Genomic DNA, 15,222 nt, shown 5'->3' with positions numbered 1-15,222 from the left:
CAGATCAACGGATTCGTGTGAGAGACCATGCCAAAACGTACAGACATTAAAAGTATCCTGATCCTCGGCGCCGGCCCCATCGTCATCGGCCAGGCCTGCGAGTTCGACTATTCCGGCGCCCAGGCCTGCAAGGCCCTGCGCGAGGAAGGCTTCCGCGTCATCCTGGTGAACTCCAACCCGGCCACCATCATGACCGACCCGGCCATGGCCGACGCCACCTACATCGAGCCGATCAAATGGCAGACCGTGGCCAAGATCATCGAGAAGGAGCGTCCCGACGCCCTGCTGCCGACCATGGGCGGCCAGACCGCGCTGAACTGCGCGCTGGATCTGGAAAAGCACGGCGTGCTGGCCAAGTTCGGCGTCGAGATGATCGGCGCCAACGCCGACACCATCGACAAGGCCGAGGACCGCTCGCGCTTCGACAAGGCCATGCGCGACATCGGCCTGGCCTGTCCGCGCTCCGGCATCGCCCACAACATGGACGAAGCCTACGGCGTGCTCGACAAGGTCGGCTTCCCCTGCATCATCCGCCCGTCGTTCACCATGGGCGGCACCGGTGGCGGCATCGCCTACAACCGTGAAGAGTTCGAGGAAATCTGCACCCGCGGTCTCGACCTGTCGCCGACCAGCGAGCTGCTGATCGACGAGTCGCTGATCGGCTGGAAGGAATACGAGATGGAGGTGGTCCGCGACAAGAAGGATAACTGCATCATCGTCTGTGCCATCGAGAACTTCGATCCGATGGGCGTGCACACCGGCGACTCGATCACCGTCGCGCCGGCGCAGACCCTGACCGACAAGGAATACCAGATCATGCGCAACGCCTCGCTGGCGGTGCTGCGCGAGATCGGCGTGGAAACCGGCGGCTCCAACGTCCAGTTCGGCATCAACCCGAAGGACGGCCGCATGGTGGTGATCGAGATGAACCCGCGCGTGTCGCGTTCCTCGGCACTGGCTTCCAAGGCCACCGGCTTCCCGATCGCCAAGATCGCCGCCAAGCTGGCGGTCGGCTACACCCTCGACGAGCTGTCCAACGACATCACCGGCGGCCGCACCCCGGCCTCCTTCGAGCCGTCGATCGACTACGTGGTCACCAAGATCCCGCGCTTCGCCTTCGAGAAGTTCCCCAAGGCCGACGCCCGCCTGACCACCCAGATGAAGTCGGTCGGTGAAGTGATGGCCATCGGTCGCACCTTCCAGGAGTCGGTGCAGAAGGCCCTGCGCGGCCTGGAAGTCGGCGCCACCGGCTTCGATCCGAAGCTGGAACTGACCGATCCGGATGCCCAGAGCATCCTCAGGCGCGAGCTGACCGTGCCGGGCGCCGAGCGCATCTGGTACGTCGCCGACGCCTTCCGCGCCGGCCTGAGCATCGACGACGTCTATGCGCTGACCAAGATCGACCACTGGTTCCTGGTGCAGATCGAGGACCTGGTCAAGGACGAGGAACAGGTCAAGACCCTCGGCCTGTCCAGTCTCGACCGCGACCTGATGTGGAAGCTCAAGCGCAAGGGCTTCTCCGACGCCCGTCTGGCCAAGCTGCTCGGCGTCACCGAGAAGAACCTGCGCAGCCACCGCCAGAAGCTCAAGGTCGTGCCGGTGTACAAGCGCGTCGATACCTGCGCCGCCGAGTTCGCCACCGACACCGCCTACATGTACTCGACCTACGAGGAAGAGTGCGAGGCCAACCCGTCGTCGCGCGACAAGATCATGATCCTCGGCGGCGGTCCGAACCGCATCGGCCAGGGCATCGAGTTCGACTACTGCTGCGTCCATGCCGCCCTCGCCATGCGCGAAGACGGCTACGAGACCATCATGGTCAACTGCAACCCGGAAACCGTCTCCACCGACTACGACACCTCCGACCGCCTGTACTTCGAGCCGGTGACCCTGGAGGACGTGCTGGAGATCGTCCGCGTCGAGCAGCCCAAGGGCGTCATCGTGCAGTTCGGCGGCCAGACCCCGCTGAAGATCTGCCGTGCCCTGGAAGAGGCCGGCGTGCCGATCATCGGCACCACCCCGGACGCCATCGACCGCGCCGAGGACCGCGAGCGCTTCCAGCAGATGGTCCAGCGCCTCGGCCTGCGCCAGCCGGCCAACGCCACCGCGCGCAGCGAGGACGAGGCCCTGGCCCACTCCAAGGTCATCGGCTATCCGCTGGTGGTGCGTCCGTCCTACGTGCTGGGCGGCCGGGCGATGGAGATCGTCTACCAGGAAGAAGAACTCAAGCGCTACATGCGCGAAGCGGTGAAGGTGTCCAACGACAGCCCGGTGCTGCTCGACCACTTCCTCAACTGCGCCATCGAGGTCGACATCGACGCGGTGTGCGACGGCCAGACCGTGGTGATTGGCGCGATCATGCAGCACATCGAGCAGGCCGGCGTGCACTCCGGCGACTCCGCCTGCTCGCTGCCGCCGTACTCGCTGCCCAAGCACATCCAGGACGAGATCCGCAGCCAGGTCAAGAAGATGGCCCTGGAGCTCGGCGTGGTCGGCCTGATGAACGTGCAGATGGCCGTGCAGGGCGAGGACATCTACGTCATCGAGGTCAACCCGCGCGCCTCGCGTACCGTGCCGTTCGTCTCCAAGTGCGTCGGCGAGTCGCTGGCCAAGGTCGCCGCCCGCGTGATGGCCGGCAAGAGCCTCGAGGAAGTCGGCTTCACCGCCGAGGTGATCCCGCCGTACTACAGCGTCAAGGAAGCGGTGTTCCCGTTCGCCAAGTTCCCCGGCGTCGACCCGATCCTCGGCCCGGAGATGAAGTCCACCGGCGAGGTGATGGGCGTGGGCGACAGCTTCGCCGAGGCCTTCGCCAAGGCCCAGCTCGGCGCCAGCGAGATCCTGCCGACCGGCGGCACCGCGTTCATCAGCGTGCGCGAGGACGACAAGCGCTTCGTCGCCCAGGTCGCCCGCGACCTGATCGACCTCGGTTTCGAAGTGGTGGCCACCGCCGGTACCGCCAAGGTGATCGAGGCCGAAGGCCTGCCGGTGCGCCGCGTCAACAAGGTGACCGAGGGCCGTCCGCACGTGGTCGACATGATCAAGAACGACGAGGTCAATCTGATCATCAACACCACCGAAGGCCGTCAGTCGATCGCCGACTCCTTCTCCATCCGTCGCAACGCCCTGCAGCACAAGATCTGCATCACCACCACCATCGCCGGTGGCCAGGCGATCTGTGAAGCGCTCAAGTTCGGTCCCGAGAAGACCGTGCGCCGTCTGCAGGATCTCCATGCAGGAATCAAGGCATGAGCAAGTTCCCGATGACCGTCCAGGGCGCGCGCGCCCTGGAGGACGAGCTGAAGCATCTGAAGACCGTGCTGCGCCCGCAGATCACCCAGGCCATCGCCGAAGCGCGCGAGCTGGGTGACCTGAAGGAAAACGCCGAATACCATGCCGCCCGCGAACAGCAGGGCATGGTCGAGGCGCGCATCCGCGACATCGAAGGTCGCCTGCAGAACGCCCAGATCATCGACGTGACGGCCATCCCCCACACCGGCAAGGTGATCTTCGGCACCACCGTGGAGATCGCCAACTGCGACACCGACGAGAGCGTGACCTACCAGATCGTCGGCGACGACGAGGCTGACATCAAGGCCGGCAAGCTCTCGGTCAGCTCGCCCATCGCCCGCGCCCTGGTGGGCAAGGAGGAGGGTGACGTGGTGGTGGTGCAGACCCCGAGCGGCAAGGTCGAGTACGAGATCGTCGAGGTGCGCCATCTCTGACGCGCTCCGCTCCCGCATGCCGCCGCGCGCCGGCGCCATCAGCTGGCGTCTGGCGCAGACCTTCTGGGTCGGCGGCCTGTGGCTGCTGTATTTCGTGCTGCTGCCGGCGCTGGAGCATTACGGTCTGGCGCCGCTGCTGCTGGAGGATATCGCCGCCAGCCTGATTCCGCTGCTGCTGGCCTTCGCCGGTTTCTGCGCGCTGCTGCAGAAGCTGGTGCTGGCCCAGGTACAGGGGATGCGCGGGTTGTGGGCGGATTTTCGCGGCCAGCTGCTGCTGGCGGTGCTGCTGCTGGTGGGTGGCTACTTCGTCGGGCCCTGGCTGGGCCTGGCGGGAGGCAGCTGGCAGTCGTTCTGCTACATGGCGGTGGCGGCCTGCGGCCTGGTGCTGGTGTTGCAGCCGGTGCCCGGCGAGCAGTGAAGGGACGGGCGCTGCCGGTGGCAGCGCCCGTTTGCGTCTTACAGCGCGTGGCGCACGATGTTGGACAGCTGGCGGTTCTGCTTGGCCGCCTTGCGGTAGACCAGCGCCATCTTGCCGATGACCTGTACCAGTTCGCAGCGTGCCTGCTGGCACAGCTCGTCGATCAGGGCGCGGCGATCATCGCGCTCGGTGAGGGCGAACTTGATCTTGATCAGCTCGTGATCGTTGAGCGCGCGCTCCAGTTCGGCCAGCACGCCTTCGGTCAGCCCGTTTTCCGCCACGATCAATACCGGATTCAGGTGGTGGCCGATAGATTTGTACTGTTTCTTCTGCTCGTTGGTGAGCGGCATAATCTGACCCTTGCGTCTGATCCAGTTGAAAGCGGCGGCTAGTGTACCCGAGTGTCCCCTGAGCCGCACAGATGAGGTACCCCGTGGCCCGTTCCAAGACCAGCCCGCGTTGGCTGAAAGAGCATTTCGACGATCCCTGCGTGAAGATGGCGCAGAAGGACGGCTACCGTTCGCGCGATCAGTATCTGCTCGCACGCGGGTTCTGCGGCGCCTAGACTGCAGGCAATGGCCCGGTGCCGGGTCAAACGACGTTACAACCCGCTCTGCCAGCAATCGGGCGGCTGTAGTAAGTTAGGTCGGTAGAGAACCGGCCGTCATGTGAAGCGGTTTCCAGGCGGGGCCGGTCAGCGAGGGTAGTCAATTGAACGACATGGCAAAGAACCTGATCCTGTGGCTGATCATCGCAGCCGTGCTGGTGACGGTGATGAACAACTTCTCCACTCCGAACGAGCCGCAGTCGCTCAACTATTCGGAGTTCATCCAGGAGGTCAAGGACGGCAAGGTCGAGCGTGTGACCGTCGACGGTTACATCATCACCGGCCGCCGTGTCGACGGCGAACCCTTCCGCACCGTGCGCCCGGCGATCCAGGACAACGGCCTGATCGGCGACCTGATCGACAGCAAGGTGGTGATCGAGGGCAAGCAGCCCGAGCAGCAGAGCATCTGGAGCCAGCTGCTGGTGGCCAGCTTCCCGATCCTGGTGATCATCGCCGTGTTCATGTTCTTCATGCGCCAGATGCAGGGCGGCGGCGGCGGTCGCGGCGGCCCGATGAGCTTCGGCAAGAGCAAGGCGCGCCTGCTCTCCGAGGACCAGGTGAAGACCACCCTGGCCGACGTCGCCGGCTGCGACGAGGCCAAGGAGGAGGTCGGCGAGCTGGTCGAGTTCCTTCGTGATCCGGGCAAGTTCCAGCGCCTTGGCGGGCGTATCCCGCGCGGCGTGCTGATGGTCGGCCCGCCCGGTACCGGCAAGACCCTGCTGGCCAAGGCCATCGCCGGCGAGGCCAAGGTGCCGTTCTTCACCATCTCCGGTTCCGACTTCGTCGAGATGTTCGTCGGCGTCGGTGCCTCGCGCGTGCGCGACATGTTCGAGCAGGCCAAGAAGCATGCGCCCTGCATCATCTTCATCGACGAGATCGACGCGGTCGGCCGCCATCGCGGCGCCGGTCTCGGCGGCGGGCACGACGAGCGCGAGCAGACCCTCAACCAGCTGCTGGTGGAGATGGACGGCTTTGAGATGAACGACGGCATCATCGTCATCGCCGCCACCAACCGCCCGGACGTGCTCGACCCGGCGCTGCTGCGCCCGGGCCGCTTCGACCGCCAGGTGGTGGTCGGCCTGCCGGACGTGCGCGGTCGCGAACAGATCCTCAAGGTGCACATGCGCAAGGTGCCGCTGGGCGACGACGTCGAGCCTTCGGTGATCGCCCGCGGCACCCCCGGCTTCTCCGGCGCCGACCTGGCCAACCTGGTCAACGAGGCCTCGCTGTTCGCCGCGCGCAACGGCAAGCGCCTGGTCGAGATGAAGGAGTTCGAGCTGGCCAAGGACAAGATCATGATGGGCGCCGAGCGCCGCTCCATGGTCATGACCGAGGACGAGAAGCTGATGACCGCCTACCACGAGTCTGGCCACGCCATCCTCGGCTGCCTGTTCCCCTCCGACCCGGTGCACAAGGTCACCATCATCCCGCGCGGCCGCGCCCTGGGTGTGACCATTTCCCTGCCCGAGCGCGACCACCACGGCTACAGCCGCATCTGGCTGCACAACAAGCTGAAGATGATCTTCGGTGGGCGCATCGCCGAGGAGATCATCTTCGGTCACGACAAGGTCACCAACGGCGCTACCGGCGATATCGGCCAGGCCACCCGCATCGCGCGGACCATGGTCACCCAGTGGGGCATGTCCGACAAGCTGGGCTTCCTGTCCTACGCCGACGAGGAGGAAGAGGTGTTCCTCGGCCGCTCGGCCGGACGCGGCAGCAACGTTTCCGCGGAAACCGCGCGGCTGATCGACGAGGAGGTGCGTGCGGTGATCGACGGCAACTACACCCAGGCCGAGCAGGCCCTGCGCGACAACCTCGACAAGCTGCACGCCATGGCCGATGCGCTGATGAAGTACGAGACCATCGATGCCGAGCAGGTCGCCGACATCATGGACGGCCGCGAGCCGCGCGAACCCAAGGGCTGGGGCGACTCCGGCAGCGGCTCCGCGGGAGGCAGCCGGCCGCAGGCCGAGGCCGGTCCGCGGGCCGACAAGCCGATCGGCGGCCCGGCCGGAGAGCACTGATCCTTCGATGAGCAAGCATCCCCACCTCGACCGGCTGCCCTGTGGCAGCCGGTTTCTCGATCTGTCCCGTCCGCAGGTGATGGGCATCCTCAACGTCACCCCCGACTCCTTCTCCGACGGTGGCCGCTTCGGTCGCCTGGATGCCGCGCTGCGGCACGCCGAGTCGATGGTGCGCGCCGGCGCCACGCTGATCGATATCGGCGGCGAGTCGACACGTCCGGGAGCACCACCGGTTTCCGAGCAGGAGGAGCTGGAGCGGGTCTGTCCGGCGGTCGAGGCCATCGCCCGCGAGCTGGACGTGATCATTTCCGTCGACACCTCCACCGCCGCGGTGATGCGCGATTCGGCGCGCCTCGGCGCCGGCCTGCTCAACGACGTGCGCTCGCTGCAGCGCCCCGGTGCCCTCGCCGCGGCGGCCGAAAGCGGCCTGCCGGTGTGCCTGATGCACATGCGCGGCGAGCCGGGCAACATGCAGGACGATCCGCAGTACCCGGACATTCATGCCGAGGTGCGCGACTTCCTCGCCGAGCGCATCGCCGCCTGCGAGGGCGCCGGCATCGCTCGCGAGCGCGTCGTGCTGGATCCCGGGTTTGGCTTCGCCAAGACCCTGGAGCACAATCTGCGCCTGTTCCAGCATCTGGAGCGGCTGCATGCCTTCGGCCTGCCGCTGCTGGTCGGCGTGTCGCGCAAGAGCATGATCGGCAAGGTGCTGGACAGGCCGGTGGGCGAGCGCCTGTACGGCAGTCTGGCTCTGGCCGCCCTGGCGGTGGCCAAGGGAGCGCAGATCATCCGCGTGCACGATGTCGCCGAGACCGTGGACGTGGTCCGCATGATTGCCGCCGTGGAATGGGCGGAGTGACGAGAACAGAAGCAGGAAGACAGGATGGCTAGAAAATATTTCGGTACCGACGGTATCCGCGGTCGCGTGGGCGAGTTTCCCATCACCCCCGAGTTCATGCTCAAGCTGGGCTGGGCCGCCGGCATGGCGTTTCGTCGCCAGGGCCACTGCAAGGTGCTGATCGGCAAGGACACGCGCATCTCCGGCTACATGTTCGAGTCCGCCCTGCAGGCCGGTCTGATCGCCGCCGGGGCCGACGTTATGCTGCTCGGGCCGATGCCCACTCCCGCGGTGGCCTACCTGACCCGCACCTTCCACGCCGACGCCGGCATCGTCATCAGCGCTTCGCACAATCCCCACGACGACAACGGCATCAAGTTCTTTTCCGGCAAGGGCACCAAGCTGCCGGACGAAGTGGAGCTGATGATCGAGGAACTGCTCGATGCGCCGATGCACGTGGTCGAGTCGGCGCAGCTGGGCAAGGCCTCGCGGATCAACGACGCCGCCGGCCGCTACATCGAGTTCTGCAAGAGCAGCGTGCCGACCAGCACCGATTTCTCCGGCCTCAAGCTGGTGCTCGACTGCGCCCACGGCGCCACCTACAAGGTCGCGCCCAGCGTGTTCCGCGAGCTGGGCGCCGAGGTGGCGGTGATCGCCGCGCAGCCGGACGGCGTCAACATCAACGCGGGAGTCGGCTCCACGCACATGGGTGCGCTGCAGCAGGCGGTACTCGAGCAGGGGGCCGACATGGGCATCGCCTTCGACGGCGACGGCGACCGTGTGCTGATGGTCGACCATACCGGTGCCGTGGTCGATGGCGACGAGCTGCTGTACATCGTCGCCAGCGACCTCCAGGAGCGCGACCGCCTGCCGGAAGGCACCGGCGTCGTCGGCACCCTGATGAGCAACCTGGGTCTCGAACTGGCCCTTGCGGCGCGCAACATCCCGTTCGTGCGCGCCAAGGTCGGCGACCGCTACGTGATGGCCGAGATGCTCGAGCGCGGCTGGGTGCTGGGCGGCGAGAACTCCGGACACATCGTCTGCAAGCAGCACGTCACCACCGGCGACGCGATTGTTGCCGCGTTGCAGGTCCTGCTGGCCCTGCGTCGACGCGAGCAGAGCCTGGCCGAGGCGCGCCACGGTCTGCACAAGTGCCCGCAGGTACTCATCAACGTGCGCTTCGGCGGTGGTCAGGACCCGGTGGCGCACCCGCAGGTTCAGGAAGCCTGTGCGCGGGTGACCGAGGCCATGGCCGGTCGCGGCCGCGTGCTGTTGCGCAAGTCGGGTACCGAGCCGCTGGTGCGGGTGATGGTCGAGGGCGACGACGAGGCAGTGGTGCGTGCCCATGCGGAAACCCTCGCTGCCCTCGTGAAAGAGGTATGTGCTTGATTTCGCTTGCCAGTTTGCCTGCGCTTGAGTAACATCTGCGCCCACTTTGGACGACGAGGTTTAGCATGCGCCGCCCCCTGGTCGCTGGTAACTGGAAGATGCATGGCACACAGGCCAGCGTTTCCGAGCTGATCAAAGGTTTGCGCATGCTGGCCCTGCCGGCGGGTGTCGATGTGGCGGTGATGCCGCCCTGTCTGTACGTGACCCAGGCAATTGCCGGGCTGTCGGGCAAGCAGATCGCCGTCGGTGCGCAGAATTGCGCGGTCGAGCCGATGCAGGGTGCGCTGACTGGCGAGATTTCCGCCAGTCAGTTGGCCGATGCGGGTTGCAGCTATGTGCTGGTGGGGCATTCCGAACGCCGCCAGTTGCTGGGCGAGGGCGATGCGATCGTCTGTCGCAAGTTCTCCGCAGCGCAGATGCATGGGTTGGTCCCGGTGCTGTGCGTCGGCGAGACGCGCGAGCAGCGCGAGGCCGGCCAGACCCTGGCGGTGGTGATGCAGCAGCTCGGCGCGGTGATCGATGAGCTCGGAGTCGGAGCCTTCGCCAGGGCGGTGGTCGCCTACGAGCCGGTCTGGGCCATTGGCACCGGGCTGACGGCGACTCCGCAGCAGGCCCAGGAGGTGCACGCTGCGATTCGCGCCCACTTGGCGGCGGAGAATGCCAGCGTGGCGGCAGGTGTCAGGATTGTTTATGGCGGCAGCGTGAAGGCCGCCAGCGCGGCCGAGTTGTTCGGCATGCCGGATATCGATGGGGGGCTGATCGGTGGAGCCTCCCTCAATGCGGACGAGTTCGGCGCGATCTGTCGTGCCGCGGGAAGCTGAAGATGCTTGAGACTGTGGTGATCGTTGTGCATTTGCTGGTGGCGCTGGGGCTGGTTGGCCTGGTGCTGGTGCAGCAGGGCAAGGGTGCCGATGCCGGCGCTTCGTTCGGTGCGGGTGCTTCGGCAACCGTGTTCGGTAGTCAGGGTTCGGCTACCTTCCTGAGTCGTTTTACTGCTATACTTGCTGCTGTTTTTTTTGCTACCAGCCTCGGTTTGGCCTTTTTTGCCAAAGACAAAGCTGATATGCTTAATCAAAGCGGTCTGCCGGATCCGGCAGTGCTAGAAGTTCCAAGCAAGCCTGCTGCAGATGATGTGCCAGTGCTTGAAGCGCAAAAGCCCCAGTCCTCGGATGTTCCGGCAACTGAAGGACAGAAGCAGTAACGGGTAGTTTGCGACAAAGAGTTTGCCGAGGTGGTGGAATTGGTAGACACGCTACCTTGAGGTGGTAGTGGCCATAGGCTGTAGGGGTTCGAGTCCCCTCCTCGGTACCAAACACGACAAAGCCCGCTGATGCGGGCTTTGTCGTTACCGGAACTTCAGTTGACCGCCAGGGGCGGGCACTGTATAGTTCATCATCTTTGACGCGGGGTGGAGCAGTCTGGTAGCTCGTCGGGCTCATAACCCGAAGGTCGTAGGTTCAAATCCTGCCCCCGCAACCAGTTTTTCAAAAGGCCCCTTTTAAGGGGCCTTTTGCTAGTTGGACAGTCTGTACCACTCTCCATTCTGGCGAGTGGTCACCTACGGGATGGGCGCTTCGCCCATTTTTTGTTTGCACAGCATGCGGAGGCGATCAGGTGTCGAGCAAGCTAGAACAGTTGCAGGCCTTGCTGGCCCCGGTAGTCGAGGCCCTCGGCTACCAGTGCTGGGGCATCGAATTCATTTCCCAGGGGCGGCACTCCCTGCTGCGGGTCTACATCGATAATCCCGATGGCATCCTGATCGACGACTGCGAAAAGGTCAGTCGCCAGATCAGCGGTGTGCTGGATGTCGAGGACCCGATCAGCGGCGAGTACACCCTGGAAGTTTCTTCACCGGGAATGGATCGCCCCTTGTTCACCCTCGAGCAGTTCGCTGCCCATGCCGGCGCGCAGGTGAAGATCAGGCTGCGCTCGCCCTACGAGGGTCGACGCAATTTCCAGGGCGTGCTGTGTGGCGTCGAGGAGCAGGATGTGGTGGTCCAGGTCGACAACCATGAATACCTGCTGCCGATCGAGTCGATCGACAAGGCCAACATCATTCCCCGTTTTGACTGAGGCGCGGATCCGGCGGATCCCAATGGATTGCGAAAGGCGAGGCGTACGATGAGCAAAGAAGTACTGCTGGTAGTAGAGTCGGTGTCCAATGAAAAGGGCGTACCGGCCGGCGTGATTTTCGAAGCGCTGGAACTGGCTCTGGCCACTGCCACCAAGAAACGTTACGAGGACGAGGTCGACGTGCGCGTGTCGATCAATCGTCACAATGGCAACTATGAAACCTTCCGCCGCTGGACCGTGGTCGAGGAAGAGGCCCTGGAGAATCCGGCGGCCGAGCTGACCCTCGCCGAGGCGCAGGAGAAGCAGGAAGGCGCCAAGGTCGGCGACCTGATCGAGGAGAAGATCGAGTCGATCGAGTTCGGCCGCATCGCCGCGCAGACCGCCAAGCAGGTCATCGTGCAGAAGGTCCGCGAGGCCGAGCGCGCCCAGGTGGTCGACGCCTACCGCGAGCGGGTCGGCGAGATCATCTCCGGAACCGTGAAGAAGGCCTCCCGCGACAGCGTGATCGTCGATCTGGGCAACAATGCCGAGGCCCTGCTGGCCCGCGAGCACATCATCCCGCGCGAGTCGTTCCGCGTCGGTACCCGCGTGCGCGCCCTGCTCAAGGAAATCCGCAGCGAGAACCGCGGCCCGCAGCTGATCCTGTCGCGCACCGCGCCGGAAATGATCATCGAGCTGTTCAGCATCGAGGTGCCGGAGATCGCCGAAGGGCTGATCGAGATCATGGCTGCCGCCCGTGACCCGGGTTCGCGCGCCAAGATCGCCGTGCGCTCCAAGGACAAGCGCATCGACCCGCAGGGTGCCTGCATCGGCATGCGCGGTTCGCGCGTGCAGGCCGTGTCCGGCGAGCTGGGCGGCGAGCGCGTCGACATCGTGCTGTGGGACGACAACCCGGCGCAGTTCGTGATCAATGCCATGGCTCCGGCCGAAGTGGCGGCGATCATCGTCGACGAGGACACCCACACCATGGACATCGCCGTGGCGGCCGACAACCTGGCCCAGGCCATCGGCCGCAGCGGGCAGAACGTGCGCCTGGCCAGCCAGCTGACCGGCTGGACCCTCAACGTGATGACCGAGGCCGACATCCAGGCCAAGCAGCAGGCCGAGACCGGCGACATCCTGCAGCGCTTCATCGACGAGCTGGAGGTGGACGAGGAACTGGCAGAGGTGCTGGTGGAGGAGGGTTTCACCACCCTGGAAGAGATTGCCTACGTGCCCATGGAAGAGATGCTCAGCATCGAGGGCTTTGATGAAGAGATCGTCAATGAGCTGCGCGCCCGTGCCAAGGATCGCCTGCTGACCAAGGCGATCGCCACTGAAGAGAAGCTCGCGGACGCCCATCCGGCAGATGACTTGCTGGAACTGGACGGCATGACCAAGGAGCTGGCTGTCGAGCTGGCCCTGCGTGGCGTGCCCACCCGCGAAGACCTGGCCGAGCAGTCGATTGACGACCTGCTCGAGATCGACGGCATGACTGAAGAGCGTGCCGGCAAGCTGATCATGGCCGCCCGAGCCCATTGGTTCGAGTAAGTGGTCGCGGCCTGAGGAGAGAAGTGCATGACGCAAGTCACGGTGAAAGAACTGGCCCAGGTGGTCGATACACCGGTAGAGCGCCTGCTGCAGCAAATGCGTGAGGCAGGTCTGCCGCACAACCGCGCCGAGCAAGTAGTGACCGACGAAGAGAAGCAGAAGCTATTGGCGCACCTGAAGAGCAGCCACGGTGAAAAGCTGGAAGAACCCAGCAAGATCACCCTGAAGCGCAAGACCACCAGCACCCTGCGGGTGGCTGGCAGCAAGACCATCAGCGTCGAAGTGCGCAAGAAGAAGACCTTCGTCAAGCCGGAAGCGGCCGAAGCGGTGGTCGCGCCCAAGCGCGAGGTGGACGACAAGCGTGTTGCCGAGGAGCGTGCGGCAGCCGAGCGCGCCGCCGCCGAGGTCGCGCGCCAGAAGGCCGAGGCCCCGGCCCCCGCGCCGGCCCGGCCGGAGTCGCGCCGGCGTGTCGACGACGCCGAGGAAGCCCGCCTGCGTGCAGTGGCCGCCCGCCAGGCTGCCGCCGAAGCTGCCGCTGTGGCGGCAGCCCAGGTCGAGGCCGCCAAGCCGGCCACTACCGAGCGCGCCAAGGAAGAGGCTCGCCGCGCGGCACCCAAGCGCAACGAGGACGACGAGCGTCGCGATCGCAAGCAGGCCCAGCATCGCCCGTCGCTGAAGGAAAAGGCGCCGACTCCGCGCGTCGCTCCGCGCAGCGATGACGAGGACGGTTTTGCCCGTCGTGGCGGCCGTGGCGGCAAGGGCAAGCTGAAGAAGCGCAACCAGCATGGCTTCCAGAGCCCGACCGGCCCGATCGTACGTGAAGTGAGCATCGGCGAGACCATCACCGTGGCCGAACTGGCCGCGCAGATGTCGGTCAAGGGCGCCGAAGTGGTCAAGTTCATGTTCAAGATGGGCTCTCCGGTGACCATCAACCAGGTGCTCGACCAGGAAACCGCGCAGCTGGTGGCCGAAGAGATGGGCCACAAGGTCAAGCTGGTCAGCGAGAACGCCCTGGAAGAGCAACTGGCCGAATCCCTCAAGTTCGAGGGCGAGGCCGCGTCGCGCGCACCGGTGGTCACCGTCATGGGTCACGTCGACCATGGCAAGACCTCGCTGCTCGACTACATCCGCCGCACCAAGGTGGCGACCGGCGAGGCGGGTGGCATCACCCAGCACATCGGCGCCTACCACGTGGAAACCGATCGCGGCATGATCACCTTCCTCGACACCCCCGGCCACGCCGCGTTCACCCAGATGCGTGCCCGTGGTGCCCAGGCGACCGACGTGGTCATCCTGGTGGTGGCGGCCGACGACGGCGTGATGCCGCAGACCCAGGAAGCCGTGCAGCACGCGAAAGCGGCTGGCGTGCCGATCGTGGTCGCGGTGAACAAGATCGACAAGCCGGACGCCAATCCGGACAACATCAAGAACGGCCTGGCCGCGCTGGATGTGATCCCGGAAGAGTGGGGCGGCGATGCGCCGTTCGTGCACGTGTCGGCCAAGGTCGGTACCGGCATCGACGAGCTGCTCGAAGCCGTGCTGCTGCAGGCCGAAGTCCTCGAGCTGAAGGCCACGCCGTCGGCCCCGGGCCGTGGCGTGGTGGTCGAGTCGCGCCTGGACAAGGGCCGCGGTCCGGTGGCTACCGTGCTGGTCCAGGACGGTACCCTGCGCCAGGGCGACATGGTGCTGGTCGGCGTCAACTATGGCCGCGTGCGCGCCATGCTCGACGAGAACGGCAAGCCGATCAAGGAAGCCGGTCCGTCCATCCCGGTCGAGATCCTCGGCCTCGATGGCACCCCGGATGCCGGCGACGAGCTGACCGTGGTCGCCGACGAGAAGAAGGCCCGCGAAGTCGCGCTGTTCCGTCAGGGCAAGTTCCGCGAGGTCAAGCTGGCCCGCGCCCACGCCGGCAAGCTGGAAAACATCTTCGAGACCATGGGTCAGGAAGAGAAGAAGACCCTCAACGTGGTCCTCAAGACCGACGTGCGCGGCTCCCTGGAGGCCCTGCAGGGCTCGCTGGAAGGCCTCGGCAACGAGGAAGTCCAGGTGCGCGTGGTCGGCGGCGGCGTCGGTGGCATCACCGAGAGCGACGCCAACCTGGCGCTGGCTTCCAGCGCGGTGATCTTCGGCTTCAACGTGCGTGCCGACGCCGGCGCGCGCAAGATCGTCGAGCAGGAAGGTCTGGACCTGCGCTACTACAACGTCATCTACGACATCATCGAGGACGTCAAGAAGGCGCTCACCGGTATGCTCGGCAGCGACGTGCGCGAGAACATCCTCGGCATCGCCGAAGTGCGTGACGTGTTCCGTTCGCCGAAGTTCGGCGCCATCGCCGGCTGCATGGTGCTGGAAGGTACCGTCCATCGCAACCGTCCGATCCGCGTGCTGCGCGACGACGTGGTGGTCTTCGAGGGCGAGCTGGAATCGCTGCGCCGCTTCAAGGACGACGTCGCCGAAGTGCGTAACGGCATGGAGTGCGGTATCGGCGTGAAGAGCTACAACGACGTCCGCGTCGGCGACAAGATCGAAGTCTTCGAGAAGGTCCAGGTAGCGCGCAGCCTCTAAGCGCCAGCGAGTGCTGCAAGCGCCAAGCCGGAAGCTCCTGTAGGATGCTTCCG

The 15,222-nt window shown here is 65.5% G+C and carries 12 protein-coding genes, 2 tRNA genes and 1 pseudogene; 14 read left to right on the top strand and 1 reads right to left on the bottom strand.

Features of this window, described 5'->3' with window-relative positions:
- Positions 1–27: 27 nt before the first annotated feature.
- From carB to RA210_RS16225, 3 genes are read left to right on the top strand one after another with little or no spacing between them, the layout of a single operon-like run.
- Positions 28–3,249, top strand: a complete 3,222-nt coding sequence (gene carB, locus RA210_RS16235) for a carbamoyl-phosphate synthase large subunit (RefSeq protein WP_136490480.1) — start codon at positions 28–30, stop codon at positions 3,247–3,249.
- Positions 3,246–3,722 carry a transcription elongation factor GreA gene (greA, locus tag RA210_RS16230; protein ID WP_136490479.1) on the top strand — a complete coding sequence of 159 codons (477 nt, stop codon included), beginning with the start codon at positions 3,246–3,248 and terminating at the stop codon, positions 3,720–3,722. The genes carB and greA overlap by 4 nt, the downstream gene beginning before the upstream one ends.
- Positions 3,723–3,738: 16 nt before the next feature.
- Positions 3,739–4,140 carry a DUF4149 domain-containing protein gene (locus tag RA210_RS16225; RefSeq protein WP_136490478.1) on the top strand — a complete coding sequence of 134 codons (402 nt, stop codon included), beginning with the start codon at positions 3,739–3,741 and terminating at the stop codon, positions 4,138–4,140.
- 38 nt (positions 4,141–4,178) lie between these two features.
- Here RA210_RS16225 and yhbY read toward each other — a convergent pair whose 3' ends face one another.
- Complete coding sequence (gene yhbY / locus RA210_RS16220; RefSeq protein ID WP_136490477.1) at positions 4,179–4,490, bottom strand: ribosome assembly RNA-binding protein YhbY; 312 nt, start codon at positions 4,488–4,490, stop codon at positions 4,179–4,181.
- 83 nt (positions 4,491–4,573) lie between these two features.
- Here yhbY and RA210_RS16215 point away from each other — a divergent pair.
- From RA210_RS16215 to infB, 11 genes and pseudogenes are all read left to right on the top strand, one after another.
- Positions 4,574–4,681 (top strand): annotated as a pseudogene (locus RA210_RS16215) (23S rRNA methyltransferase); the annotation flags it as partial.
- Between the two features lie 179 nt (positions 4,682–4,860).
- A complete protein-coding gene (gene ftsH, locus RA210_RS16210) occupies positions 4,861–6,774 on the top strand; it encodes an ATP-dependent zinc metalloprotease FtsH (protein ID WP_168772529.1) in 1,914 nt (637 codons plus the stop codon).
- Between the two features lie 7 nt (positions 6,775–6,781).
- Entirely contained in the window at positions 6,782–7,633 is an 852-nt protein-coding gene (gene folP / locus RA210_RS16205) for a dihydropteroate synthase (RefSeq protein WP_201487291.1), read from the top strand.
- Between the two features lie 24 nt (positions 7,634–7,657).
- Entirely contained in the window at positions 7,658–9,001 is a 1,344-nt protein-coding gene (gene glmM / locus RA210_RS16200; RefSeq protein WP_201487290.1) for a phosphoglucosamine mutase, read from the top strand.
- 65 nt (positions 9,002–9,066) lie between these two features.
- Positions 9,067–9,822 (top strand): triose-phosphate isomerase, encoded by a 756-nt coding sequence (tpiA, locus tag RA210_RS16195; RefSeq protein WP_201487289.1) that lies wholly within the window; start codon positions 9,067–9,069, stop codon positions 9,820–9,822.
- Positions 9,823–9,824: 2 nt separating this feature from the next.
- Entirely contained in the window at positions 9,825–10,202 is a 378-nt protein-coding gene (gene secG, locus RA210_RS16190; RefSeq protein WP_136490472.1) for a preprotein translocase subunit SecG, read from the top strand.
- Positions 10,203–10,226: 24 nt separating this feature from the next.
- Positions 10,227–10,312: transfer RNA gene (locus RA210_RS16185), tRNA-Leu, on the top strand.
- 91 nt (positions 10,313–10,403) lie between these two features.
- Positions 10,404–10,480 (top strand) — tRNA-Met (locus RA210_RS16180).
- Between the two features lie 135 nt (positions 10,481–10,615).
- Complete coding sequence (rimP, locus tag RA210_RS16175; protein ID WP_136490471.1) at positions 10,616–11,074, top strand: ribosome maturation factor RimP; 459 nt, start codon at positions 10,616–10,618, stop codon at positions 11,072–11,074.
- 48 nt (positions 11,075–11,122) lie between these two features.
- The gene (gene nusA, locus RA210_RS16170; RefSeq protein ID WP_136490470.1) at positions 11,123–12,604 is read left to right on the top strand and encodes a transcription termination factor NusA; all 1,482 of its coding nucleotides are present in this window, start codon (positions 11,123–11,125) and stop codon (positions 12,602–12,604) included.
- A 27-nt stretch (positions 12,605–12,631) separates the two neighbouring features.
- Positions 12,632–15,169, top strand: coding sequence for a translation initiation factor IF-2 (gene infB / locus RA210_RS16165; RefSeq protein ID WP_201487288.1), 2,538 nt, complete (start codon positions 12,632–12,634; stop codon positions 15,167–15,169).
- The last annotated feature ends 53 nt before the right edge of the window (positions 15,170–15,222 follow it).

This window comes from Pseudomonas sp. OF001 (assembly GCF_904426495.1).
Lineage (GTDB): Bacteria > Pseudomonadota > Gammaproteobacteria > Pseudomonadales > Pseudomonadaceae > Geopseudomonas.
The sequence above is the reverse complement of the archived record's forward strand: the minus strand, read 5'-3'. Positions and strand labels throughout refer to the sequence as shown.

Excerpts from the sequence above, each read along its gene's own strand:
- RA210_RS16225 (WP_136490478.1), top strand. The coding sequence starts at position 3,739 with ATGCCGCCGCGCGCCGGCGCCATCAGCTGGCGTCTGGCGCAGACCTTC.
- greA (WP_136490479.1), top strand. The coding sequence starts at position 3,246 with ATGAGCAAGTTCCCGATGACCGTCCAGGGCGCGCGCGCCCTGGAGGAC.
- ftsH (WP_168772529.1), top strand. The coding sequence starts at position 4,861 with ATGGCAAAGAACCTGATCCTGTGGCTGATCATCGCAGCCGTGCTGGTG.
- carB (WP_136490480.1), top strand. The coding sequence starts at position 28 with ATGCCAAAACGTACAGACATTAAAAGTATCCTGATCCTCGGCGCCGGC.
- nusA (WP_136490470.1), top strand. The coding sequence starts at position 11,123 with ATGAGCAAAGAAGTACTGCTGGTAGTAGAGTCGGTGTCCAATGAAAAG.
- yhbY (WP_136490477.1), bottom strand. The coding sequence starts at position 4,490 with ATGCCGCTCACCAACGAGCAGAAGAAACAGTACAAATCTATCGGCCAC.
- glmM (WP_201487290.1), top strand. The coding sequence starts at position 7,658 with ATGGCTAGAAAATATTTCGGTACCGACGGTATCCGCGGTCGCGTGGGC.
- infB (WP_201487288.1), top strand. The coding sequence starts at position 12,632 with ATGACGCAAGTCACGGTGAAAGAACTGGCCCAGGTGGTCGATACACCG.
- tpiA (WP_201487289.1), top strand. The coding sequence starts at position 9,067 with ATGCGCCGCCCCCTGGTCGCTGGTAACTGGAAGATGCATGGCACACAG.
- secG (WP_136490472.1), top strand. The coding sequence starts at position 9,825 with ATGCTTGAGACTGTGGTGATCGTTGTGCATTTGCTGGTGGCGCTGGGG.
- folP (WP_201487291.1), top strand. The coding sequence starts at position 6,782 with ATGAGCAAGCATCCCCACCTCGACCGGCTGCCCTGTGGCAGCCGGTTT.